The sequence below is a fragment of the Pseudomonas segetis genome, assembly GCF_900188155.1.
In the GTDB taxonomy this organism is placed as follows: Bacteria; Pseudomonadota; Gammaproteobacteria; order Pseudomonadales; family Pseudomonadaceae; genus Aquipseudomonas; species Aquipseudomonas segetis.
This window is the reverse complement of the sequence record NZ_FZOG01000002.1, coordinates 420,946-444,149: the sequence shown is the minus strand read 5'-3', so window position 1 is coordinate 444,149 and position 23,204 is coordinate 420,946. Positions and strand designations below refer to the sequence as shown.

24 protein-coding genes and 1 pseudogene are annotated in these 23,204 nt (G+C 56.7%); 12 read left to right on the top strand and 13 right to left on the bottom strand.

The features are described 5' to 3' along the window. Positions 1-23 precede the first annotated feature (23 nt). Positions 24-338 carry an I78 family peptidase inhibitor gene (locus CHB79_RS07890; RefSeq protein WP_010486429.1) on the bottom strand — a complete coding sequence of 105 codons (315 nt, stop codon included), beginning with the start codon at positions 336-338 and terminating at the stop codon, positions 24-26. A gap of 494 nt (positions 339-832) precedes the next feature. On the opposite strand from CHB79_RS07890, the gene CHB79_RS07885 reads away from it, so the two are divergent. From CHB79_RS07885 to CHB79_RS07870, 4 genes are all read left to right on the top strand, one after another. Continuing rightward, the gene (locus CHB79_RS07885) at positions 833-1,762 is read left to right on the top strand and encodes an ABC transporter ATP-binding protein (RefSeq protein ID WP_010486431.1); all 930 of its coding nucleotides are present in this window, start codon (positions 833-835) and stop codon (positions 1,760-1,762) included. Further along, a complete protein-coding gene (locus CHB79_RS07880) occupies positions 1,759-2,520 on the top strand; it encodes an ABC transporter permease (protein ID WP_089359491.1) in 762 nt (253 codons plus the stop codon). The genes CHB79_RS07885 and CHB79_RS07880 overlap by 4 nt, the downstream gene beginning before the upstream one ends. A 23-nt stretch (positions 2,521-2,543) precedes the next feature. Further along, positions 2,544-3,779 carry an RNA polymerase sigma factor gene (locus CHB79_RS07875; RefSeq protein WP_425439589.1) on the top strand — a complete coding sequence of 412 codons (1,236 nt, stop codon included), beginning with the start codon at positions 2,544-2,546 and terminating at the stop codon, positions 3,777-3,779. A gap of 101 nt (positions 3,780-3,880) precedes the next feature. Beyond that, a complete protein-coding gene (locus CHB79_RS07870; RefSeq protein WP_010486434.1) occupies positions 3,881-4,132 on the top strand; it encodes a hypothetical protein in 252 nt (83 codons plus the stop codon). A gap of 93 nt (positions 4,133-4,225) precedes the next feature. Here the strand turns inward: CHB79_RS07870 and CHB79_RS07865 are convergent, their stop codons facing one another. Together CHB79_RS07865 and upp are read right to left on the bottom strand one after the other, a co-directional pair. After that, positions 4,226-5,488, bottom strand: coding sequence for a uracil-xanthine permease family protein (locus CHB79_RS07865; RefSeq protein ID WP_089359490.1), 1,263 nt, complete (start codon positions 5,486-5,488; stop codon positions 4,226-4,228). Positions 5,489-5,490: 2 nt separating this feature from the next. Then, positions 5,491-6,129, bottom strand: a complete 639-nt coding sequence (upp, locus tag CHB79_RS07860) for a uracil phosphoribosyltransferase (protein WP_010486437.1) — start codon at positions 6,127-6,129, stop codon at positions 5,491-5,493. Between the two features lie 282 nt (positions 6,130-6,411). Here upp and CHB79_RS07855 point away from each other — a divergent pair, with 282 nt between their 5' ends. The 3 genes from CHB79_RS07855 to CHB79_RS07845 all read left to right on the top strand — a co-directional run bounded on the left by CHB79_RS07855 (position 6,412) and on the right by CHB79_RS07845 (position 7,810). Continuing rightward, positions 6,412-6,969 carry a hypoxanthine-guanine phosphoribosyltransferase gene (locus CHB79_RS07855; RefSeq protein ID WP_089359489.1) on the top strand — a complete coding sequence of 186 codons (558 nt, stop codon included), beginning with the start codon at positions 6,412-6,414 and terminating at the stop codon, positions 6,967-6,969. 4 nt (positions 6,970-6,973) lie between these two features. Further along, positions 6,974-7,456, top strand: coding sequence for a WbuC family cupin fold metalloprotein (locus CHB79_RS07850; RefSeq protein ID WP_089359488.1), 483 nt, complete (start codon positions 6,974-6,976; stop codon positions 7,454-7,456). A 69-nt stretch (positions 7,457-7,525) separates the two neighbouring features. Then, a complete protein-coding gene (locus CHB79_RS07845; protein ID WP_010486442.1) occupies positions 7,526-7,810 on the top strand; it encodes a PA4642 family protein in 285 nt (94 codons plus the stop codon). Positions 7,811-7,892: 82 nt separating this feature from the next. Here CHB79_RS07845 and CHB79_RS07840 read toward each other — a convergent pair whose 3' ends face one another. The 6 genes from CHB79_RS07840 to CHB79_RS07815 are packed head-to-tail and all read right to left on the bottom strand — an operon-like array spanning position 7,893 to position 14,917. Then, complete coding sequence (locus tag CHB79_RS07840) at positions 7,893-9,224, bottom strand: DUF58 domain-containing protein (RefSeq protein ID WP_089359487.1); 1,332 nt, start codon at positions 9,222-9,224, stop codon at positions 7,893-7,895. A gap of 34 nt (positions 9,225-9,258) precedes the next feature. Further along, positions 9,259-10,299: an AAA family ATPase gene (locus CHB79_RS07835; protein WP_010486446.1), complete on the bottom strand. Its 1,041-nt coding sequence runs from the start codon at positions 10,297-10,299 to the stop codon at positions 9,259-9,261. After that, positions 10,296-11,594, bottom strand: coding sequence for a DUF4350 domain-containing protein (locus tag CHB79_RS07830; protein WP_089359486.1), 1,299 nt, complete (start codon positions 11,592-11,594; stop codon positions 10,296-10,298). Before CHB79_RS07830 ends, CHB79_RS07835 begins: the two co-directional genes overlap by 4 nt. After that, positions 11,591-13,204, bottom strand: a complete 1,614-nt coding sequence (locus tag CHB79_RS07825; RefSeq protein WP_089359485.1) for a DUF4129 domain-containing protein — start codon at positions 13,202-13,204, stop codon at positions 11,591-11,593. Before CHB79_RS07825 ends, CHB79_RS07830 begins: the two co-directional genes overlap by 4 nt. Next, positions 13,191-14,174 carry a stage II sporulation protein M gene (locus CHB79_RS07820; RefSeq protein WP_010486449.1) on the bottom strand — a complete coding sequence of 328 codons (984 nt, stop codon included), beginning with the start codon at positions 14,172-14,174 and terminating at the stop codon, positions 13,191-13,193. Before CHB79_RS07820 ends, CHB79_RS07825 begins: the two co-directional genes overlap by 14 nt. Further along, on the bottom strand, positions 14,171-14,917 hold the full coding sequence (locus CHB79_RS07815; RefSeq protein WP_089359484.1) for an RDD family protein: 747 nt from the start codon (positions 14,915-14,917) through the stop codon (positions 14,171-14,173). Before CHB79_RS07815 ends, CHB79_RS07820 begins: the two co-directional genes overlap by 4 nt. A gap of 162 nt (positions 14,918-15,079) precedes the next feature. Between CHB79_RS07815 and sbcB the strand changes: the two genes are divergently transcribed. Next, positions 15,080-16,519 (top strand): exodeoxyribonuclease I, encoded by a 1,440-nt coding sequence (gene sbcB, locus CHB79_RS07810; protein ID WP_425439588.1) that lies wholly within the window; start codon positions 15,080-15,082, stop codon positions 16,517-16,519. A 176-nt stretch (positions 16,520-16,695) separates the two neighbouring features. Here sbcB and mvaT read toward each other — a convergent pair whose 3' ends face one another. Then, positions 16,696-17,070, bottom strand: coding sequence for a histone-like nucleoid-structuring protein MvaT (mvaT, locus tag CHB79_RS07805; RefSeq protein ID WP_010486454.1), 375 nt, complete (start codon positions 17,068-17,070; stop codon positions 16,696-16,698). Between the two features lie 299 nt (positions 17,071-17,369). Between mvaT and purU the strand changes: the two genes are divergently transcribed. The 3 genes from purU to CHB79_RS07790 are packed head-to-tail and all read left to right on the top strand — an operon-like array spanning position 17,370 to position 18,950. Beyond that, positions 17,370-18,221, top strand: a complete 852-nt coding sequence (gene purU, locus CHB79_RS07800; protein WP_010486456.1) for a formyltetrahydrofolate deformylase — start codon at positions 17,370-17,372, stop codon at positions 18,219-18,221. Positions 18,222-18,266: 45 nt separating this feature from the next. Next, complete coding sequence (locus CHB79_RS07795; RefSeq protein ID WP_010486458.1) at positions 18,267-18,692, top strand: CBS domain-containing protein; 426 nt, start codon at positions 18,267-18,269, stop codon at positions 18,690-18,692. A gap of 48 nt (positions 18,693-18,740) precedes the next feature. After that, positions 18,741-18,950, top strand: coding sequence for a hypothetical protein (locus CHB79_RS07790; protein ID WP_089359482.1), 210 nt, complete (start codon positions 18,741-18,743; stop codon positions 18,948-18,950). 42 nt (positions 18,951-18,992) lie between these two features. Here the strand turns inward: CHB79_RS07790 and CHB79_RS22405 are convergent, their stop codons facing one another. Both CHB79_RS22405 and CHB79_RS22400 read right to left on the bottom strand, forming a co-directional pair. Continuing rightward, positions 18,993-19,757 (bottom strand): methyl-accepting chemotaxis protein, encoded by a 765-nt coding sequence (locus tag CHB79_RS22405; protein WP_425439594.1) that lies wholly within the window; start codon positions 19,755-19,757, stop codon positions 18,993-18,995. Between the two features lie 93 nt (positions 19,758-19,850). Continuing rightward, positions 19,851-20,870, bottom strand: a pseudogene (locus CHB79_RS22400) (HAMP domain-containing protein); the annotation flags it as partial. A 177-nt stretch (positions 20,871-21,047) separates the two neighbouring features. Here CHB79_RS22400 and CHB79_RS07780 point away from each other — a divergent pair. Next, on the top strand, positions 21,048-22,556 hold the full coding sequence (locus CHB79_RS07780) for a helicase HerA-like domain-containing protein (RefSeq protein WP_089359480.1): 1,509 nt from the start codon (positions 21,048-21,050) through the stop codon (positions 22,554-22,556). Between the two features lie 59 nt (positions 22,557-22,615). On the opposite strand, the gene CHB79_RS07775 is transcribed toward CHB79_RS07780, so the two are convergent. Continuing rightward, the gene (locus CHB79_RS07775) at positions 22,616-22,819 is read right to left on the bottom strand and encodes a hypothetical protein (protein ID WP_010486464.1); all 204 of its coding nucleotides are present in this window, start codon (positions 22,817-22,819) and stop codon (positions 22,616-22,618) included. Positions 22,820-23,204 lie beyond the last annotated feature (385 nt).

Sequence of the window (23,204 nt, the reverse complement as noted above, 5' to 3'; positions counted from 1 at the left end):
GGAGGGGTCGATGGCCTGCAATATCAGCCGCAGGTGATGCGGTCAATCACATCTGCTTCATCGGTGTCGATGTTCAGGCGAGATGACTTGTAATCCATGGTCATTGGGTCGGCTGGGCCAAGTACACGAACGCTTTTGGCGCCGGATTTTTCTTTGATCTGCTTGCGCAGTTCTGGGGTAACACGTTTACCGAGCATGTCCTGAACGACATCGGCATTGCACTTGTCCTTGAAACGATCAGTGGTCGCCGTCTCGGCGCTGGAGCTGCTGTTATCCACCGAGCTGCAGGCGCTCAGCGATACGATTAGGGCCAGGCCAGCGAGATGTTTAAGTTGCATGAAGATATCCTCTGATCGTGTGGTAGCGGCACAGCCTGTGCAAAATTGACGTGCTTGGCAAGCGCAAAGCGACGATCCAAGGCTGTCGGTCGTCGCCCAGCATAACCATCTCGGTGATTACGACCAAGCCCGGGATAGACCGGTATGTGCCGGCAGTCGCTTGCAAAGTCCGAAGGGCCGGCCAGCAAGTTGTGTGTCGTGCCTGATGTTGCAGCTCTTCGCCCATATCGACGGCCTGCAATAAACCCGCTGGCTGTTTTGAGGTCGAACATCCAGTTAGGTAGACTGTGGCAATCTAACATGCGGCTAGAAAACGCTGAAAAAGGTAGTGGGCGACGATAGTACAGGGCGCAACGACTCACGGGAGTAACAGCCAAGGGCTGCCCAACTAAAGTTCGTTCAACCTGAAGGCTGTGAGCAGCTTTTAACAGCCCGATATCGAGCACAGTCGTTTTTCAGAGGTTCCCTAATTGCCCCTCAGACAAGGTGGTTGTGTGCAACCGGTTATCTCGATACAGCAGTTGAGCAAGGTTTATGCCTCGGGCCATACGGCGCTGCAAACCATCAATCTGGACATTCACAAAGGCGAGATTTTTGCGCTGCTCGGACCTAATGGTGCCGGCAAGACAACCCTGATCAGCATCATCTGCGGCATTGTCAATCCGGGCACCGGCAAGGTCCTGGTTGACGGTCACGACATTATTTCGGACTACCGCGCGGCGCGAGCCAGGATTGGCCTGGTGCCCCAGGAGTTGTTCAACGAAGGCTTTGAAAGCGTGCTGGCCACCGTCAAGTTCACCCGCGGCTTGTTTGGTAAGCCGGCCAACCCGGCTTATATCGAGCAACTGCTTCGCGATTTATCGCTCTGGGACAAAAAAGACGCGCGCATCTTTGAGTTGTCCGGCGGCATGAAGCGCCGCGTGATGATCGCCAAAGCCTTGTCCCACGAACCGCAGATCCTGTTTCTCGACGAACCAACGGCGGGTGTCGACGTCGAACTGCGCCGTGACATGTGGAATATGGTGCGGGGCCTGCGCGAGCGCGGCGTTACTATCATCTTGACCACTCACTACATTGAAGAAGCCGAGGAAATGGCCGATCGCATTGGCGTGATCAGCAAGGGCGAAATCATTCTGGTCGAGGACAAGGCTGCGCTGATGCACAAGCTTGGCAAGAAACAACTGACCCTGCACCTGCAACAGCCCTTGACCCATATTCCAGAGGCGCTCGCCAATAACTATCCACTGGAGTTGGCCGACTCAGGCCACGCGTTGGTATTTACCTTTGATGTGCAGCGTGAGCACACCGGCATCGCCGAACTGCTCAAGGACCTGGCGCAGCAGGGGATCGACTTCAAGGACCTGCAATCGAGCCAGAGCTCGCTGGAGGATATTTTCGTGAACCTGGTGAGGAGCCGCGCATGAATTTCTACGCGATTCGCGCCATTTACCTGTTTGAGCTTGCGCGCACCTGGCGCACCTTGTTGCAAAGTATCGCCACGCCGGTAATCACCACTTCCCTATATTTCGTGGTGTTTGGGTCGGCGATTGGCTCGAGCATGACCCAGGTGCATGGCGTCAGTTACGGGGCCTTTATCATTCCAGGCCTGATCATGCTGGCGCTGTTGACCGAAAGCATCTCCAACGCCTCGTTCGGCATCTATATGCCTAAGTATTCAGGCACCATCTACGAGATACTTTCCGCACCGGTTTCCTACCTTGAAATCCTTATTGGCTATGTGGGCGCCGCGGCGACCAAATCCATTATCCTGGGTTTGATTATCCTGCTGACTGCGCGCCTGTTCGTGGATTTCGAGATTCTTCATCCGTTCTGGATGGTGGCATTTCTGATTCTTACCGCCGTTACCTTCAGCCTGTTCGGCTTCATTATCGGGGTCTGGGCCGATGGCTGGGAAAAGCTGCAAATCGTCCCCGCGCTGATCGTTACGCCCCTGACCTTCCTTGGTGGCAGCTTTTACTCGATCAACATGCTGCCGCCGGTCTGGCAGACGGTCACTCTGTTTAACCCGGTGGTTTACTTGATCAGTGCATTTCGTTGGAGTTTTTACGGCGTTTCCGATGTCAGCGTCGGCATTAGCCTGGCCATGATCCTGGGCTTTCTGGCACTGTGCATTGGTGCTGTGGCCTGGATATTCAAGAGCGGATATCGGCTGAAAAATTAGAGCGCTGCTCAAGGGAGGTGCAGTTGAGTACGCCTCAGGCGTTGAACCAGCAACTGGAAGCGCTTTATCGCACTGAGTCGCGGCGCGTCCTGGCGACCCTGATTCGCTTGCTGGGTGACTTCGACCTTGCCGAGGAAGCCTTGCACGAGGCGTTCCGTGCGGCGCTGGAACAATGGCAAAGCCAGGGCGTGCCAGCCAACCCTCGTGCCTGGCTGGTGTCTGCCGGGCGCTTCAAGGCCATTGACGGTTTGCGCCGCAATGCCCGTTTTGAGTCGTTGGATAGCCATGATCAAGTGGCTGGTGATGGGCCAGGCGTGGAGGATTTTGACAGTGTTGAAGACGATCGCCTGCGCCTGATCTTTACCTGCTGCCACCCGGCGCTGGCAGATGACGCCCAGGTTGCCCTGACCTTGCGTGAAGTCTGCGACCTGACAACCGAGGATATCGCCAGGGCCTATCTCACCACCGCCAGTAATATCGCCCAGCGAATCGTGCGTGCCAAAGCGAAAATCCGTGATGCCCGTATTCCCTACGAAGTCCCTGGGCACAGTGAATTGCCGCAGCGCCTGGCTGCGGTATTGCGGGTGATCTATCTGGTATTCAACGAAGGCTATTTTGCCAGTTCGGGCGAGTCGGTCATCCGTAGCCAGCTGTCGACAGAAGCCATTCGGCTGGGGCGATTACTGCACGAGCTTTTGCCAGAGCCTCCAGTAAAAGGCTTGCTGGCATTGATGTTATTGCACGAGTCACGCCGCCCGGCACGGGTTTCCCTGGACGGACAGGCGGTGTTGCTCGAAGAGCAGGACCGCAGTCTATGGTCGCCAGCCTATATTGCCGAAGGCCAGGCGCTGGTCCTGCAAGCACTGCAACAAGGCGGGTACGACGGCTACAACCTGCAAGCTGCGATTGCTGCGGTGCATGCAGAGGCTGCGACGGCGGCAGATACCGACTGGCAGCAGATTGTGGGCCTTTATGACGTGTTGTTGCGCGTGCAGCCCTCGCCGGTGGTGGAGCTTAACCGGGCGGTGGCGGTATCCATGTGTGACGGGCCAGGCGCAGGGCTTGCCCTGATCGAGGCGTTGCTTGTACGTGGTGAGCTTGGACGCTATCACCTGGCGCAGATGGCCAGGGCCGATTGCTTAAGGCGTCTGGGCGATCGAGCGGCAGCACGAAACGCCTATCGCAACGCCCTGGAGATGGCTGGTTCAAGCCCCGATCGCCTGATGATCGAGCGACGCCTAAGTGAGTTGCAAGACTAAGCCAGCCCGGAATTGATCCTGGGTTTTGTTGGCTGAATAAACCTGAATGTGAAGCGAAAAGTGCGTAGAATCCGCCCCTTTTTCTGCGACAGGAGTGCTCAATGAGTTTTAATCTGGCGAACAAATCCGCTGAAGAGCGTAATGCTGGAGAGGCTGAGAAAGCGCGTTTGTTCGAGTTGTGGCAACAAAACCTGCAGCGCTCGAAGGTCGATGCCGCGCGCCTGTTTGGTGAGAAGAGCAAGCGCAAGGGCAAGTGGGACGAGTGGGTGCGTGAGCAGGTTGCGCAACTCACGCCGCCTGAATACGCGAGCATGGTCCAGCGTGAAGTGCGCCGCTTGAACAGTCAGCGCTAGGCATCAAAAACCGCTGCGGCCGCGCGCGCAACAGATCAATGAACTGTTGGGCGCGCTTTTTAGCCGGTGACTCGGGCCTTGAGTCGCGAGCTGTCAGCTATCGTCGCTGAGGCGCTTGTTGTGCCAGCCATCGCCACCCGGCAGCACCAGGTTAAGCAAGATCGCGACTATACCGCAGAGCGAGATGCCCTTGAGGCTGACATCGCCAGCACCAATGACCATGCCGCCAATACCAAACACCAGGGTGACAGCAACCACAACCAGGTTACGCGCCTCGGAGAGATCCACCTGATGGCGGATCAGGGTATTTAGCCCGACCACCGCGATGGAGCCGAACAGCAGGCATAGAATCCCGCCCATCACGGGCACAGGGATGCTTTGCAGGACGGCACCGAACTTACCAATGAATGCCAGGATCATGGCAATGAGTGCTGCCCAGACCATTACCTTGGGGTTGAAGTTCTTGGTCAGCATTACCGCGCCAGTGACTTCCGAATAGGTTGTATTAGGCGGGCCGCCGAGCAGGCCGGCGGCCGATGTTGCCAGGCCATCACCGAGCAAGGTGCGATGCAGGCCTGGCTTCTTCAGGTAGTTCTTGCCCGTGACAGTGCCAATTGCCAACACATCGCCTATGTGCTCGATGGCTGGGGCTATGGCCACCGGTAGCATGAAGAGTATTGCGCTCCAGTTCAGCTCGGGGGCCACAAAGTTGGGCACTGCCAGCCAGGGCGCTGCGGCAATCGGGGCGAACTCGATTACGCCAAGCACCCAGGCCAGGCTATAACCGACCGCCACGCCAAGCAGGATGGGAATAAGCTTGAAGATGCCCTTGCCGACCACCGCGACTATCAGGGTCGTAATCAGCGCCGGAAGCGAGATCATCAGGGCCGTGTCATAAGGCACCAATTGGGCGCTGCCATCACCGGCTTTACCCATGGCCATATTGGCGGCGACGGGCGCCAGGCCCAGGCCAATGGACATGATGACAGGGCCAATGACCACCGGAGGCAGTAAACGGTCGATAAAACCGGTGCCCTTGATTCTGACCGCCCCGGCCAGAAGCATGTAGACCAGGCCCGCAGCAACCAGGCCGCCGAGCGTGGCGGGTAGGCCAAAGTCAGCTTTAGCCGCCAGGATGGGGGCAATGAAGGCGAAAGACGAGGCGAGAAATACCGGGACCTGGTTCTTGGTGACCAGCTGGAAAATCAGTGTGCCAAGACCTGCTGTAAACAGCGCGACATTGGGGTCCATGCCGGTGATCAGTGGCATCAGCACCAGCGCGCCGAATGCCACGAATAGCATTTGTGAACCGGCCAACGCCTGACGCCACGTGGCGTCTTGCATCTGGTCTTGCATGCTTAGGCGTCCTTTTGCTTGGTGCCGAAAATTTTATCGCCCGCATCACCCAGCCCAGGAATGATGTAGCCATTTTCGTTGAGGCGTTCGTCGATAGACGCGGTGTAGATCGAAACGTCCGGGTGAGCGTCCATGACTGCCTTGATCCCTTCAGGCGCCGCAACCAGCACCATGGCGCGGATTTCCTTGCAGCCAGCTTTCTTCAGCAGGTCGATAGTTGCAACCATCGAGCCGCCGGTCGCCAGCATCGGGTCGATAATCATTGCCAGGCGCTCATCGATTTCCGGGACCAGTTTTTCCAGGTAAGTGTGTGCTTGCAGGGTTTCCTCATTGCGCGCGACACCAACGGCACTGACCTTGGCGCCCGGGATCAAGCTCAGTACGCCTTCGAGCATGCCAATCCCGGCGCGCAAAATAGGTACGACCGTGATTTTCTTGCCAGAGATCTTTTCCACTTGAACCGGACCGCACCACCCGGCAATCTCGTAGGTTTCCAGCGGCAGGTCCTTGGTTGCTTCATAGGTCAGCAGGGCGCCGACTTCCTGGGCCAGTTCACGGAAGTTCTTGGTGCTGATATCAGCGCGACGCATCAGGCCGATTTTGTGGCGAATCAGCGGGTGACGAATCTCTTGGATTGGCATGTGTTGGAGCTCTCCGACTGGGCTGGCAAAAAAAACTGGCTTAGATTAAAGCATTAAGTGCAATAAAGGGCGGCACTGTTCTACTTCGATGTCACCTGAATTAAGGTGGGTTTGGTTGATTTGTGGCAATTATCCTCAAAAAAGCCAGAATACCTTGCACAAATAACGCTACGTTTGTCTGCGAAGGCTTGCTCGAAGGCAGACAGATGCGTACCTTTGCCGACTTTTATTTTGACGCACCGATCAGGTTTTCGTGTTGCGCTAACCCCAAGAGGAACGACCATGTCTGCTGATCTCGCGCACATCCGCCAGGTAATGGCTGAGGCTGATTGTCTGTATACCGACGAGCAGGTCGAAGCGGCCATCGCAAAAATGGCTGAAGTTATCAATGCCGAGATGGCTGAGACCAATCCAGTGGTTTTCTGTGTCATGAACGGTGGGCTGATCTTCTCCGGCAAGTTGCTGCCCAAGCTCAACTTCCCGCTGGAACTGTCCTACCTGCACGCGACCCGTTATCGCAACGAGACCAGCGGCGGCGACCTGTTCTGGAAGGCCAAGCCCGAGGTCTCGTTTATTGATCGCGATGTCCTGATCATTGATGACATCCTCGATGAAGGCCACACCCTCGGCGCTATTATCGACTTTTGCCACCATGCAGGCGCTCGCGCTGTGCATACTGCGGTGCTGGTTGATAAAGATCATGACCGCAAGGCGCGTCCGGACCTGAAAGCCGACTACGTTGGCTTGCCCTGCATTGATCGCTACATCTTTGGCTATGGCATGGACTACAAGGGTTACTGGCGCAACGCCGCGGGTATCTTTGCCGTCAAAGGCATGTAAGCCCGTGCGCAGCCCTGCATTTCTCGACCAGGCCTTGTTTGCCGATCTAGCGCGCAAGGCTGAGCAGAATCCGCGCCAGCGCCAGCATCACAATTTCCATGAAATGCAGGAACCCTGTCATCGCATGGCTATTGGTTTGCAGCCAGACACCTACATCCCGCCTCACCGCCACCTTCGTGCGGACAAGGCTGAAGCGCTGCTGGTGGTAAAGGGACGCCTGGGCCTGTTGATATTCGACCAGGACGGGGCCGTGCAGGATAAGCGAATTCTGGCGGCGGGTTCTGATTGCGTGGGGGTTGATCTGCCACCGGGGATCTTCCATGCCTTGGTCGTGCTTGAGGCCGACAGCATTCTGTTTGAATGCAAGGCCGGTCCCTACCTGCCGATAGGTGAGGGCGAGCATGCCAGTTGGGCGCCGCGCGAAGGCAGCCTAGAGGTGGCGCAGTACCTGGGTTGGATGCGCGCCCAATTCGAGTCGCTCGACTGAGCGTTGAGCGCAATGGGTCTGCGGGGTACACTTGCCGCCCCGTGAAGCCCGGTTTAGCTGGAGTCTGTGATGCGTAAAGACAAGAAACAAGTGATTGGTGAAGAGATTGGTGACGAGCCGATCAAGTTGTTCCTCGATGTCGAACCCGCTGATGACACGCCACCTTCGCTGCACAAGCTGGTAAAAGCCTATCGCGGGCTGCGCATCGATGATTTCGAGCGTTTCCTCGGCTTTTTCGTGGCAGCCGGCTATGACGTCAATGCCAAGGACGCCGACGGCAAGGACTTTGTTGCCTTGATTGAAGATCAACGCAATGCCCAGCCTTACATCGAGTTGATCAAGTCCATCGCCTGATCATCATCGCGCAGGCCGAAACCGCTTTATAAGCTGCTCTGACTTTGGCAGCAGCTTATAACAGCGGTTTTTTTGTTTGTGGCTAGATAACGCCTGCTTTCTTCCAGGCTAGATAACGGCTGACCAATTCCGGCCCCAACTCGCTTGGGCGGGCATCAAGCACCGGGACATTGTTGGCCAGTAGCCGCTCGTGCAGTTTGTCGCGGGCGTTGAGATAGTCGACCGTGCCGCAGTAAGCCAGTGCTGAATCGAGGTTCTGCACGGGTGTCTGACGCAACGCATCCAGCACCTCTTCGCGCAAGCTGGCGACCAATACGCGATGCTGGCGGCCCAGGCGTTTAACCGCATTAAGCAGCTCCTGGTCATCCTCATCGCGCAGGTTGGTGACTATCACCACCAGTGCCCGGCGACGCTGGCGGCTCAGTAGCGCATCAGTCGCCGCGCTATAGTCGGCCGGCAGTTGAGTGCTCTTGAGGTCATAGACTGCGTTGAGCAATACATTGAGCTGGGCAACGCCTTTGACAGGTGCGAGGTAGCGGTGCTGGTCGCTGGCAAAGGTGCTCAGGCCCACTGCGTCTCCCTGGCGCAGCGCTATGTAGCTCAAGAGCAGGCTGGCGTTGAGGGCATGGTCGAAATGTGAAAGCTCGCCGTCCTGGCTGCGCATGCGTCGGCCGCAGTCGAGCATAAACACAAGCTGCTGGTCGCGTTCGTCCTGATATTCGCGGGCGATTGGCGTGCGCTTGCGAGCAGTGGCTTTCCAGTCGATCTGGCGTAGGGAGTCGCCATCGCGAAATTCACGTAGTTGGTGGAACTCCATGCCCAAGCCACGCCGTTGATGCTGGCGGACACCGATCTGGCTCAACCAGTCGTCGACCGCCAGCAGCTGTGCGCCGTGCAGGCGCGCAAAGTCAGGGTAAACCCGGGTTTCCCCAGCCAGTTCAAGCCGTCGCCGGCCGTTCCACAAGCCCAGGCGGCTAGGCAAGCTGATCTCAGCCCGTGGGAAGCGGAAGTGGCCACGTACCAATGGTCGCACCCGGTAGCTGGTGCGGGTTTGTTCACCGGGTCTCAATACCACGTCTTGGGGTAGATGCTCGGTGGCCATGTCCTGGGGCGAGTGGTCGAATAACTGCACTTGCGTCTGTTGGTTGTAGCCATGGTGCAGGGTCAGTTGCACATCGCTCCAGCGTCCCAGCGGCAGTTGCCCGGGCAAGTTACGTTCGAGGCTCGGCGAGGGCGCTTTGTGCAATAGCCAGGCATCAATCAGTGCTGCCACGCCGAGTAAAATCAGCAGTGTCCACCAGAGCGAGTTGATGATCGCGGGCAGCTCTATTGCCAATGCATCCAAGGCCCCGAGCAGCAAGGCGCAGAGCAGCAGGATCGCCATGGCGATAAGCAGGCGAGGTGCCGGTTTCATCGCGCAGCCAGCCAATAGCAAGTGATGACAGTTGTCATAGACGTGGCGCCGGTACCTGGTCGAGTAGCTGTTGCAGGACCTGGTCAACCGACAAACCTTCAATATCCAGCTCGGGTGACAGCCTTACGCGATGGCGCAGAATCGCCAATGCACAGCCTTTGATGTCGTCCGGGATAACGAAATCCCCGCCGCGTAATAGCGCACGGGCCCGGCTGCCGCGTACCAGTGCAATCGAGGCGCGGGGACCGGCGCCGATTGCAAATCCAGGCCAGCTGCGCGTGGCGCGGGCCAGGCGTACGGCATAGTCAAGAACCTGCTCGTCAACTGGCAAGTCGCTGGCGATCTTCTGCAAGGCTTGCACGTCTTTGCCTTGCAGCAGAGTCCGTAGCGGGGCGACTTCAAGCATGTCGGCCTTGCTGGAGCGGGTCACCTGGCGAACCATGAGCATTTCTTCGTCTTGCTGCGGATAATCCATGCGCAGCTTGAGCATGAAACGGTCGAGCTCGGCTTCTGGCAACGGGTAGGTGCCTTCCTGTTCGATGGGGTTTTGCGTGGCCAAAACCATAAAGGGCAGCGGCACGACCAGCGCTCGGCCTTCAAGGGTGACTTGGCGCTCCTGCATCACCTCAAGCAGTGCCGCCTGGGTCTTGGCTGGGGCGCGGTTGATTTCATCCGCCAGCAGCAGGTTGGTGAATACCGGGCCTTTACGCAGTTTGAATTGCTCGCTTTGCAGGTCGTAGACCGCATGCCCTGTGACATCGCTGGGCATCAGGTCCGGGGTGAACTGGATTCGCGAGAACTCACCGCCAAAGCATTTGGCCAGGGCGCGTACCAGCAAGGTCTTGCCCAGGCCGGGGACGCCTTCAATCAATACATGGCCGCCTGCAATCAATGCGGTCAGTACATCGTCAATGACCTGGGCCTGGCCGATCAGGGCCTTTTGCAGTTCCAGGCGCAGCGCTTGGGCGAGTTGGCTGGCGCGCTGGCGCTGTTGTGCCGTATTGGCAGCCGAACTGGCCGGTGCTGGGCTGGTTGCAGGGCTGGCGCTGGGCTGGTCCGGAGTATGTTCGCTCATAGGGCATTCCTGAGGGTTTGCAGGTTGGCAACCTGGCGGGTGAAGTCGGTGGCGGTTAGCCGTTGCTGAGGCAGTGGCCGCATGGCTTTACCAATTGTGCTGGTGGAAAGGCGTGTCAGCCGGCTGAGAACCAACCATTGGTCTGCCACTGGCAAACGTTCAAACCCAGGGTGGCGCTTGCGTGCGCGACGTTGGATATCCAGTTGCAAGCCTTGGAGCAGAGTCTGTTGGCCGCTGCGCCTGAGGCTGAAGTCGGCGCTGGCGCGGATATGTTCTTGCAGCTGTCTGCGGCTGAAGCTTGCCGGTAGTTGCAGCGGGCCCTGGCGCATGCCGACGCTCCAAAGCGTAAGTGCCAGGAGCAAGCCAAGGGCCAATAGCGCTTGTGGGAAGTACTCCCAGAGCAAGCTCAGCAGGCCATCATGGTCGGCGCGAAAGAGCATGGTGACGTCGCTTTCCTGGGTCAGGTACCAAAGTAGCCAGGCATTGTCGTACTTGGCGATTTTATTGTTTTGCCAGATCCAGCTATCGGTCAATACCGTGATCAAGCCGTCGCCATGATAGAGCTGGAGCATGTGGGTTGATTGCGCGCTATTGGCCCAGGCTGTGGCAAGGTTCTTGGCGTCATAAAGATGAAAGTCGGTGTCGAAGCCGATGTAGGCCGGCGCTTGCTCGTTTTCAAGATAGAGCTTGGTCAGCTTGGGATAGGCATCTTGCTCTTTGTCAGGTGCCGGGGCTGCGGCCTGCGCTTCATCGGGATCGCTTTGCGACAACTGCTCCAATTGTGAAAGGCCATGTTGTTCTGCCTCATCAGTTTCGCCCTGGGTTGCAGCGGCAGGTTGCTCGGCTGCGCCCTTGGCGTCTTCGGGCTTGTCGAGGTCATCGCTTTCAAGTTGCTGGATGCCCAGGCTGTCGAGAAGTAAATCACCACTCTTGCCTTTCTTGTCATCCCACAAGCGTTCCGCGACAAATATCAGATGTCCGCCTTTGGCTGCCCAGTCGAGCAGCCGCTGGGTTTGCTGTGGCGTGACTTTCTCGCGATCCCCCAGCAGTAACAGGCTGTGTCCGGCACTGGGCAGTTGGCTCAGCTTGGCCAGGCTGTCGGCGGTCTCAACCTTGACACCTTGGGCGCGTAAAAAGGACTGCGCGGCAAAGTAGGGGTTGGCTTTAACTTCAGGCGCCGCGCCATGGTCGATTACCCTTTCATAGGATTCAGCCCGACCCAGCAAATAGCTGGCAAGCCAGCCAAGGGCAAGAATCAGCAGGGCGCCGAGGAGAAAACCGGTACGACGGTTCATGCCTCGACTCCAGGCTCAAACAGCTGGCGCCAACTGTTGCACAGTGATTGCTTGGCCGTGGCTGGCGGCAGGCGGTGTCCGTAGGCCAGGTTTTGCCAATGCAGGGTCAGGCTTGAGCTGAATTGCTCAAGCGAAGGCTGTTGCAGGCTTGCAACCAGTTGCAGCACTTCTGACTCGGTGTGGGCGCTTTTCAGGGCGAGTTTATAGTCATGCAGCAAACGGCTGAGCAAGGCGCGGTAGAGCAGGCTCAACGCTGCGCGTGGCTCATGCTCCCAGAGTTGGCTGACTTCACGGCAAATATCATCGGGCAGGCTTTCAGGCGTGACCTCCAGGCCAAACATCTGGCTCGGCGGTAGTTTGTGGGGGCGCTGGGGCAAGCCAAAACGGCCGGTGAAAGTGCTTAACCAGTCTCGATAACGCCACAGTACCCATGCGATAAGGGCTAGCAGCCCAGCCCAGAGCAGAACTGAGAATACTCTGGCCAGGGTTTCCATTGACTCCCACAGTTTTCCCAAGGTCTTCAAACCTGAAAACAGTGACTCTAGAAAGTCTGGGTCCGGCGTGAACTCTTCCTTGTTGGCGTCGGCCTCGTCCCGCAAGCGCCAGCGCGTGACTGTTTCCGGGTTTTTAAACGGTGGTTTATCGAGAAGCTGGGTAATGCTCTGCTGCGCTGCCTGGCTGCTAAGGGCCTGCTTCTGCAAACGCTCGGCGTGCGGTCCAAGAGGGTCGGGGGTGAGATGTGGCCCGCTTGTCAATTCAGCGCTGGTACTGGAGGCCTTTAGTTCCGGGTTGGCCATGGCGGTGCCGGGTAACTGGCTGAAGAGCAGGCCAGCGCCCAGTAGCAGGGCATAGGCTATGCCTTTGAGGCGTTGCTGCAGTTGGCGAAATACCAGTTCGATATCCCAGGCTTCCAGCGCGGTGCGGCGATTCAGGTACAGGCAAAAGCCGCAGGCTACATAGACCGGCTCCCAGACAATCAGGAGCAAGGCATAGAGTCCGTTGGACAGGTGTTCGAGCCACATCCAGTCGTTCTGGCCAGGGGCAATCAGGCTTTGCCAGCTCCAGTCCAGTTCGAGTTGCTGGGGCAGCATCAGGTAGAACAGGGTGGCCAGGCCAAGGCTCAGGGCCATTTCAAGGTGGACGCCGACGACTGTCAGCCAGGTTGCGGTCCCGGTATTCTTGTGGCCGAGCACTGCCAGGCGCTGGCTGCGGGCTGTTCCGGATAGGCCTTCGAGCTGCATGACCGGCATGTCAAAGCTGCGCGTTGTGCTCAGGCGGCGCCAGGTCAAGCTGGCCAGTAGTTGCGGCTTGAGCAGGCGGGGATAGGCTTTGAGGGCTTGTTTTAGTGTCGGCGTATTGCCAAACAAGCAGTTGGATAAAATGTATAGCGGTAATCGTTCATAGGCTGGCTTGAGCCACCAGAATACGAACATGGCAATGCCCGGCGAATCCCAGAATACCAGGCAAAGCAGGGCGAATATCGGCAGGGTGACCAGTGCCCAGCTGGCCATCAGTAACCCGGCATGTCGCCGCGCAAGCAGCACTCCCAGGTCCATTGCTTCCCAGTTGCTGCGTGGCCGAATTGCTACGCTGGCTTCAGTCAGGCGCATGTACACCTCGGCCTGCAAGGGTCAGGTAACTCAAGACCAATGCCCAGAGCGCGGCGCCTACCGCGTATTTAACATGCGGTGTGGCAAAGGTCATGGATGACCAATAGGCCTCGATAAACGCGGCGAGCAACAGAAACACTGCAGCCCCGGCAACCAGGCGAATGCTGACTGCCGCGGCCAGGCGCAAGGCCTCCATGCGCGGCAAGCGGCCGGGAGCGAGTAATGCCCAGCCAAGTTTCAAACCCGCAGCACCAGCAAGGGCGATGGCGGTTAGCTCGAAAGCACCATGACCGATGACGAACGACCAGAATGTTTCGCTGTAGCCTATTTGTGTCAGGTGGCCGGCCACCGCACCTATCATCACGCCGTTGAACAGAAGGAAGAACAAGCTGCCCAGGCCCAGTAGCAAGCCGCTGGCGAATGTCTGGAAGGCAATGCCGATGTTGTTCATGATGTAGAAGCCGAACATCATCCAGTCGTCGCCGGCGCCACGCTCACTGAAGCGGCCGAGGCGACTTGCTTCCGGGTCGTACATGCTTTCCATGCTGGCCACCTGTTGCGGGTCGACCACGCTGTAGACCAGGTGAGGGAACAAATAGACCAGCAAGCCCATGGTGATCAGGCTGCCAAAGAACAGCAGGCTGGCAGCGGCTACAAAGCGCCACTGGGCTCGAACCAGACGGGGGAAGCCACTGAGCAAGAAGCCCACAAGTTGCGCACCAATGGTGCTGCGATGCCGGTAGAGCTGCTGATGGCCACGCAAAGCCAGTTGTTGCAGATGCTCAATCAAGTAGTTGCTGTAACCGCGGGCCTGGGCCAGCGAGAGGTGCTGGCAAATGCGCCGGTAATCGGCTGCGAAGCCTTTGCTGTGAGCTGCATCGGTCTTGCCGGTTTTTTCCAGGCCATCCAGCTTGCTGGCAAAGTCTTTCCAGCTGGCTTGGTAATGGCTTTCGAATTGGCTCTGCTTCATCTTGGCCCCACCAGGCTATGGGCAATCCCATTGAGCCTGTGCTCGGCTTGTTCGGCAGGTACCTGCAGCTGTTGCGCGATGATGCCTGCCAGTTCGATACGGCGTTCTTTCGACAGACCATTGGCGCGTTCAGCGAAGCCAAGAATTGCGCGTTGTTCTTTCAGGCTGAGCGCGAAGGGAGCGCGTATGGCCTCCGCTTCAGGCAGGATCGGGGGCTGCGGTTTTTCCTCGCGGTAAACTACCAGGGTACCGGCGGCGATATCGCCCAAACGCTTGAATGTCGGGCTGTTGAGGCAACTGAGAATGCCAAAGGTGTAGCCCATCGGCAGGATATCGACAAAGCGCAACAGGTTGCGGGTCAGCGAGGCCGGCCAGCCAACCGGCGTGCCGTCGTCGTGCACCACGCGCAGCCCCATCCATTGCTTGCCAGGTGAGCGGCCCTGGTTGAGCACCTCAAACAGAACCATGTACCACCAGGTCACCAGGAACAGCAAAATAGTGCCCAGGCCCATGCCCAGTTTGCCGAGCATGCCCAGCAACAGGTACATCAGGCCCATGACGACGCCACGAATAATCAAGTCGATGCTGTACGCCAGCGCGCGAGGGACAAGTCCCGCTGGACGCAGGGTGAGATCGATACCTTCTGGTGTTTCGACTTGGTAGCGCGTATCCAGCAGCCCGGCACTGGGCTGGGCCGAGGTCTGGCTGGTGGCGTGTTCTGGGCTGTTTTCGATATGCGGCATCGGCTGACTGCGATGAATAAAGCCCGATGCTAGCCAGCGCGAGGCGCCGAGGCAACCTGTCTCGGCACAATCTGTGGATTAAAGCCGCAACTCAATCTTTTGATTGGTCAAAAGATTGGACCCATAAGCGATGTTAGACTGCACAAGCCATTTGCTCAGGACATGACAGTGACTTCAAGTATCTTCTGGTACGACTACGAGACGACCGGTATCGACCCGCGCCGCGATCGCCCTTTGCAGGTGGCCGGTATTCGTACCGATGAACAACTGAACGAGATTGGCGAGCCGCTCAATATCTACTGCAAGCCCAGCGACGATATTCTGCCGCATCCCGCTGCTTGCATGATTACCGGCATAACGCCCCAGGTATTGGCGGAGTGGGGGCTCGATGAAGCCCAGTTCATGGCTCAGGTCCATGCACAGCTATCGCAGCCTGGTACTTGCGGTGCGGGCTACAACAGTATCCGGTTTGATGATGAGGTCACGCGCTACAGCTTGTATCGCAACTTCTTTGACCCTTATGCGCGTGAATGGCAAGGCGGCAATAGCCGTTGGGACTTGATTGATCTGGTGCGCACGGCTTATGCGTTGCGCCCCGAAGGTATTGTCTGGCCCGAGCTGGAGGGGCGGGTCAGTCTCAAGCTGGAGTTGCTGACCGCGGCCAACGGTATTGAGCATGGTCAGGCGCATGATGCCTTGTCCGATGTGCGCGCAACTATCGCCCTGGCACGGCTGCTGCGCGACAAACAACCCAAACTTTATTCTTATTTGTATGAGCTGCGTAGCAAGTCACGGGTATTGGATCAGGTCAAGTTACTGCAGCCGATGGTGCATGTTTCCGGCCGCTTTGCCGGGGACAACCACTATCTTTCGGTAGTGCTGCCACTGGCCTGGCATCCGCGTAACCGCAATGCGCTGATTGTGTGTGACTTGCAACGTGACCCCAGCGTGCTTCTCGACGAAACCGCCGATTCACTGCGCGAGCGTTTATACACCCGCCATGATGCACTGGGCGAAGGCCAGTTGCCGGTGCCCTTGAAGTTGCTGCATATCAACCGTTGTCCGGTGGTCGCGCCATTGAGTGTGCTGCGAGACACTGATATCCAGCGTTTGCAGCTCGATTTGTCAAAACTCCAGGGGCGCGCCGATCAGCTAATCGCTGCACAGTCCCAGTGGCAGGCGAAAATGCCCGAGATCTACCGCGATGAAGCATTTGCCGGTAGCGATGATCCGGAACAACAACTCTACGACGGCTTTATTGGTAATCGCGACCGTAACTTGTGCGAGCGAGTGCGCAGCTGTGAACCTGAACAGCTGGCCACAGAAAGTTGGCCGTTCGATGATGGGCGGCTACCCGAGCTGCTGTTTCGTTATCGGGCCCGCAACCTGCCATCAAGTTTGAGTGCGGAAGAGCAAGTGCGTTGGCAAGTTTTTTGCCAGCACCGTTTAACGCTGCCCGAATATGGTGCGCCCAATACAATAAGCCAGTTTGCCGAGGCCATGAACCAGGCGCTTTTAACTGCAACAGCTTCTCAACAACTAATTTTGCGTGAATGGCAAGCCTATGTTGAGCAGTTGGCTGTGCGCTACGGGCTTTCTTAGTCGATTATTTTCGCCTGTTAGTGTAGGACTGCGGGCCGTGCTCGGTAGGCATTAATAACAGGGTTAATATTTTTCTGGGGCGGCAGGGGCCAAACTATAGTTGGCAATGATTTTTTGGCATAAAAAACGCCGGTTTAACCGGCGTTTTGTTGAAACAGTGAACAACTTGCGGACGATTAGCCCAGCAAAGTAGCCCAGCTTTCAACCACGTCACCACCCCACTTGGCTTTCCACTCTTTCAGCGTCTTGTGGTTGCCACCTTTGGTTTCGATGACTTCACCATTGTGCGGGTTCTTGTACTGCTTGACCTTGCGAGCACGTTTGGTGCCGGTGGCCTTGCCGGCGCGGGCGTTCTTGCTGACTTTTGCATCTGGATCGAGCAGCGCGATAATGTCGCGCAGGGATTTTTGGTATTCGCCCATCAGTTTGCGCAGTTTGCCTTCAAACTCCAGTTCTTTCTGCAGCTTGTCATCTTGTGACATATTCTTCAGGCGTTCTTGCAGTTCTTTGATGGCTTCTTCTGTAGCGCGGTATTCGTTGATCAGCGACATATTGTGTACCTTGATTCATTCTGAGGTGTCTACGTATAACAAATAATAGACATGCACTTTTCACAAGTAAACAGGTTTATAAAGAAAAGTCACACTCTTGCAAGTAATAGGTTGTTTTACCCTGGGCTAACAACGGAGTGTGTGAAAAAACAATGCCCCTTATTTGCTGTGTCTATTGTCTGGGGCTGCTGATTGGGTGGGGGTTAAGCATTTTTGTATGCCCCATACTGTCAGGATTAATGCGGTTTTTTCTCGCACTGTCTAGAATGGCGCCTTTGTGAATTCAGCAGGAGCTTTTCATGCGCACTTTTCGGCTGGTAATTGCCTGCCCAGACCGTGTTGGTATTGTGGCCAAGGTCAGTAATTTTCTGGCTACTTATAACGGTTGGATTACCGAGGCCAGCCATCACTCGGATAATCAGACTGGCTGGTTTTTTATGCGTCATGAAATTCGTGCTGACTCGCTACCCTTTGATATAGACGGCTTCAAGCAGGCCTTCGGTCCGATTGCCCGTGAGTTTTCGATGGAGTGGCGAGTTACCGATTCGGATCACAAGAAGCGTGTCGTGCTGATGGCGAGTCGTGAGTCCCATTGCCTGGCTGACTTGCTGCATCGCTGGCACAGTGGCGAACTGGATTGCGAAATACCTTGCGTGATATCCAACCACGATGACTTGCGCAGCATGGTGGAGTGGCATGGCATTGCTTTCTTCCATGTTCCTGTTGATCCACAAGACAAGCAGCCGGCCTTCGATGAAGTGGCACGTTTGATCGAGATGCATCAGGCGGACGTGATTGTACTTGCACGCTACATGCAGATATTACCGCCGCAGTTGTGTCGTGATTACGCGCAACGCGTGATCAATATCCATCACAGCTTCTTGCCATCCTTCGTCGGTGCCAAGCCCTATCACCAGGCGTCGTTACGAGGCGTCAAGCTGATCGGCGCGACCTCGCACTATGTCACCGAGGAACTGGATGCAGGTCCGATCATCGAGCAGGACGTGGTACGTGTGAGCCACCGTGAAAGCATCGAGGAGATGGTGCGTCTTGGTAAGGACGTTGAAAAAATGGTGCTCTCACGTGGGCTACGCTATCACTTAGGAGATCGTGTTCTAGTGCACGACAACAAGACGGTTGTATTCGATTGACCGCCTTGTAGACGCCAGCCGGGCGACGCTTAGAGGAATTCGATTATGCTCAAGTCAATCAAGGTTCGTGACTACATGACCACCCACTTGGTGACATTTCGCGCCGAGACCGATTTATTCACAGCAATCAATCGATTGCTTGAGCATCGGATTGCCGGGGCTCCGGTGGTTGATTCACAGGGGCGTCTGGTGGGCCTGATATCGGAGGGGGATTGTTTGCGGGCAACCCTGTCTGGAGCCTATTACGAGTCGATTGGCGGTACGGTTGGTGACTACATGAGTCGCAATATCGAAACCATTACCCCGGAAACCAGCGTAATCGAAGTCTCCGAGCGCTTTTTGCAAGGCAAGCTGGGACGTATGCCGGTGATTGCCGATGGTCGGCTGGTCGGGCAGATAAGCCGCAGTGATGTGCTGCGTGCCGCCAAGGAGTTTGCCCAGCATGAACAGGGCAGGTCGCAGGCGGATTGATTAAGCTGTTTGCCAAGCCACTGGTCATTTCGCACAAGGAGATAACCCATGTCTGACCCATTTGATCGTGCGGTGTCCAAGGCGCCGGATACGGTTGGCGAGGGTTGCCTGAGTCGTTACGACATTGATCAATTAAGCCCCGAGGACGGTGCAGACTTCTCTGCTGCGCAGGCGCTGCTCAAGCAAACGCAGAATATTGATCAAGAGGATGAGCGGGACGATCCTCGCCAGGAGCCGCATGACCAACCCCACAATTAAACAGGGCGCCATGATGGCGCCCTGTTTGAAGCCCTTGTCGCGCTAGATACGGAAGCTGCCCACCAATTGATTGAGACGGGTTGCCTGGCGCTCCAGATCGCTACAGGCGCGAAGTGTGGCCTGCAGGTTTTCGACCCCTTCCTGGTTCAGGGTGTTGATCTCGATGATGTCCATGTTCAGTGATTCGATTACCGAAGTTTGCTCCTCGGTTGCAGTGGCCACCGACTGGTTCATGCCGTCGATCTCGCCAATACGTTGGGTAACACTGCCAAGGCGTTCGCCGGCCTGGTTGGCAATGGCGACGCTTTCCTCGCTGTAACGTTGACTTTCGGTCATGGTCGTCACCGATTCGCGTGAGCCGACCTGCAACTCTTCGATCATGCTTTCGATTTCCTGCGCCGACTCTTGTGTGCGGTGTGCAAGGTTGCGCACTTCATCGGCGACCACGGCAAAGCCGCGTCCTGCTTCGCCGGCCCGTGCGGCTTCAATCGCTGCGTTGAGTGCCAGCAGGTTGGTCTGTTGCGAGATGCTTTTGATCACTTCAAGGATCTGGCCGATGTTTACGGTCTTGCTGTTCAGCGCTTCGATGTTGCTGCAAGAGGTGCTGATTTTTCCGGACAGGTCATTCATCGCCGCGATTGTGCGCTCAACCACCGATCGACCGTCCTCTGCTTGCTCACGCGCATCCGAGGCCTGGGTTGATGCGTCTGCAGCATTGCGCGCGATTTCCTGGGCTGCGGCGCCAAGTTCATTGATTGCGGCGGCGACACTGTTGGTCCGGCTGGCTTGCTCATCAGAGTTGAGCATCGAGGAGTTCGAGGCGTTTACCACCAGTTTGGCAACTTCATTCACCTGGATGGTGGCCGAGGACACTTCTCGAATCGAGCTGTGAATCCGTTCAACGAACTGATTGAACGACTTGGCCATTTCTCCGAATTCATCGTTGCTGGTTGTGGCCAGGCGTTGTGTCAGGTCGCCTTCACCCATGGCGATATCCCGCATGGCCTGGCCCATCGTATGCAGCGGCTGCATAAGTACACGCATCAGGGCACTTAGCAACAGCATGATCAGGACCACGGCAATGATGGTCGCAACAATGGCTGATGTACGGAATTCACTGAGCATCGCATAGGCTTTGTCCTTGTCGATTGAAAGGCCCAGGTACCAGTTAACCGACGGCAAGCCCTTTACCGGGGTGAAACTTATGATGCGCTTGCTGCCGTTGATCTCAGCCTCGCTGATAGTGTCGCTGATGGTTGGCGCATTGGCAGCGTAGACATCCTTGAGTGATTTCATGACCAGCGACTTGTCCGGATGAACCAATATTTGACCGGACGAATTGACCAGGAAGGCAAAGCCGATGCCACCAAAATCCAGGGAGTTGATGGTCTCGACCAGGGTTTTCATGCTCAAGTCGCCGCCAACCACGCCCGCATTCGGAGCGGGTGTGGCGATAGTGATAATCAAACCGCCTGTTGCCGCGTCAACATAGGGCTCGGTCAGCGTGGTGCCTGCTGTGGCCAGCGCTTCTTTGTACCAGGGCCGGGTGCGTGGGTCGTAGCCATCTGGCATCTTGTCGTCCGGGCGCATGGCAAAGCTGCCGTCGGTGCCGCCCAGGTAAGTAAAATCGAAGGTTGAAGTCAGGGCTTTCTGTTCAAGCAGGCCGACAGCCGCTGCGTTATCCGGGTTCTTCGATATTGACTGGGCAGCGCTCTCAACCAGCAGGATTCGGCCGGATAGCCAGTTTTGGATGTTGCTGGCGGTTATGTCGCCCATTTCATGCAGGTAACTTTCGAGGTCCTCGGCAATGGCATTGCGTTGCAGATAATCGTTATAGAGTGTGAAAATCGAGAATGCTGCAACTACCACCAAGGCAGCAGCCAGCAGTATCTTGTGACTGAATTTCAAATTTGTGTTCATACACGCTTGCGCCCCTAGGGTACTGAAGCCAGTCTTTGAGAAGGATATATACGCGGCAACGCAAACTAGCGGCCTTAAGGAACCTGCAAAAAACGCCTGCATCACATTTTTCAGTGGCTCCACAGTCGGATATGTCGGCAGTCGGGCCCAGAAGCTTTAATCCAGAGGACGGTAAATATGGCTGTAGCAAAGCAAATAATCCTAGGGGCTGATCTTGAAGGACAGCCGGTCGGTCAATCCTTGCGTCTGGCCAATCGCCACGGTTTGATTGCAGGCGCAACCGGCACCGGGAAAACAGTGACGCTGCAGCGTTTGATTGAAAGCTTTAGCGATGCCGGAGTCGCGGTGTTCGCTGCGGATGTGAAAGGCGATCTATGCGGTGTCGGCGCCCAGGGCAATCCTCAAGGCAAGATTGCCGAGCGTATTGCCAGCATGCCCTGGCTTAACCATGTGCCCAGGGCCTACCCGGTTTCACTCTGGGACATCAACGGCGAAAGTGGCCATCCGCTGCGCACCACCTTGAGTGAAATGGGGCCTTTGCTCCTCGGTTCGCTGCTGGAGCTCAGCGACAGCCAGCAAGCAGCACTCTATGCTGCATTTAAAGTGGCGGATCGGGAAGGCTTGTTGTTGCTCGACCTCAAAGATCTGAAAGCCTTGCTCGGGCATCTGAAGGATCATCCCGAAGTGCTCGGTGAGGACGGCGCCCTATTTACCAAAACATCAGGCCAGGCTTTGCTGCGCCGGCTTTCCAGTCTTGAGCAGCAAGGTGCCGAGGCCTTGTTTGGTGAGCCGGCCTTGCAGCTCGAAGATATTCTTCAGCCCGATCCAAACGGCCAGGGTCGCGTGCATTTGCTAGACGCCAGTCGCCTGGTGCATGAGGCACCGAAAGTCTACGCCACCTTCCTGTTGTGGTTGCTGGCCGAACTCTTCGAGCAACTGCCGGAGCGCGGCGATGCAGATAAGCCAGTGCTGGCGTTGTTTTTCGATGAAGCGCATCTGTTATTTGCCGATACGCCCAGGGCTTTGCAGGAGCGCCTGGAACAGGTGGTGCGCCTGATTCGCTCCAAAGGCGTCGGGGTGTATTTCGTCACACAGTCGCCAAGCGACTTGCCCGACGATGTGCTGGCGCAGCTGGGCTTGCGCATTCAACATGGCTTGCGCGCATTTACCGCGAAAGAACAGAAGTCCCTACGCGCGGTCGCCGAGGGTTTTCGTCCCAATCCCGCGTTCGACACGCTCAGCGTGCTCACCGAGCTTGGTATTGGCGAGGCGCTGGTCAGTACCATGGAAGAGAAGGGCACTCCAGGCATGGTCCGGCGTGTGTCAATCGCCCCGCCGCAGTCGCGTGTCGGGCCATTGACCGAGGCCGAGCGCAGCACCTTGATCAAGCAGTCGCCGCTGGCTGGACGCTATGACAAGCCAATCGACCGTGAATCCGCCTATGAGTTACTGACTGCGCGAGCGGCCGCCGCCGAGGTTGAGCAAGAGGCCCAGGCACCCGCTAAGACCACAGGCAAGAACAAATCCGTCAAGCAAGACGAAAGCTTGGTGGATATGGCCACTGATATGCTGGGAGGCTTTGCCAGCCAGGCCATGAAAACCGCCGTACGCCAAGCCGCTAACCAGTTTGGCCGACAGTTGGTGCGTGGTTTGCTGGGGTCTTTGCTAGGCAGTAAAAAACGCTGAAAACATCAGGTCGAGTCAGCCAGATGGAGGTCCAATAGCTCTGTCTGGCAGTCGATGACTCAAGGTCCGGTTTTTTCTTCCAGCTCTTTTTCGATTTTCTGTATCTCTTTATCAAAGGCTTGATCGAGAAGAGAGGCTCTTTTACGCCAAGGCTTGCGTTCCGGTTCCGGCTGGGCGGCGTAGGTCAGTACTTCCCCGCCGTAGACATCCTTGTAACGCTGCGCCTGGCGCTCAAGTTCGGCGCGCAGTTCGTCTTTGGTCACGTTAAATCCCAAGGTCTGAGTTATCTATTGAAGTGACAACGCGAGCGGGTTGGGCTCGTTGTTACGGTCACTATTAATGTGGAAGCGTACTGTCAGTTTTCAATTGGCAATAAAACACGCCGACTGGGCGGCTTTAAATACAGTCAATGAAAATAACGCTTGCTGGGTATAGACGCCGACTTTCACTGTCGATCTGAAGCAATTATCGCGATCAGTTGAAAAATGTCCAGCCCTTGCACCACTTGGTTCAGTATTCAGATCGTCATTTGTTGCCTCGTTAGTTGGTAATGGGAGCATGGCCCTGACTGTTGGCTACAGGCGCGAGGCCGTCATGCGTTGTGTATGACTTGCCCAGGGTTAAAAGATTACAGATTGGCAGCCTGGC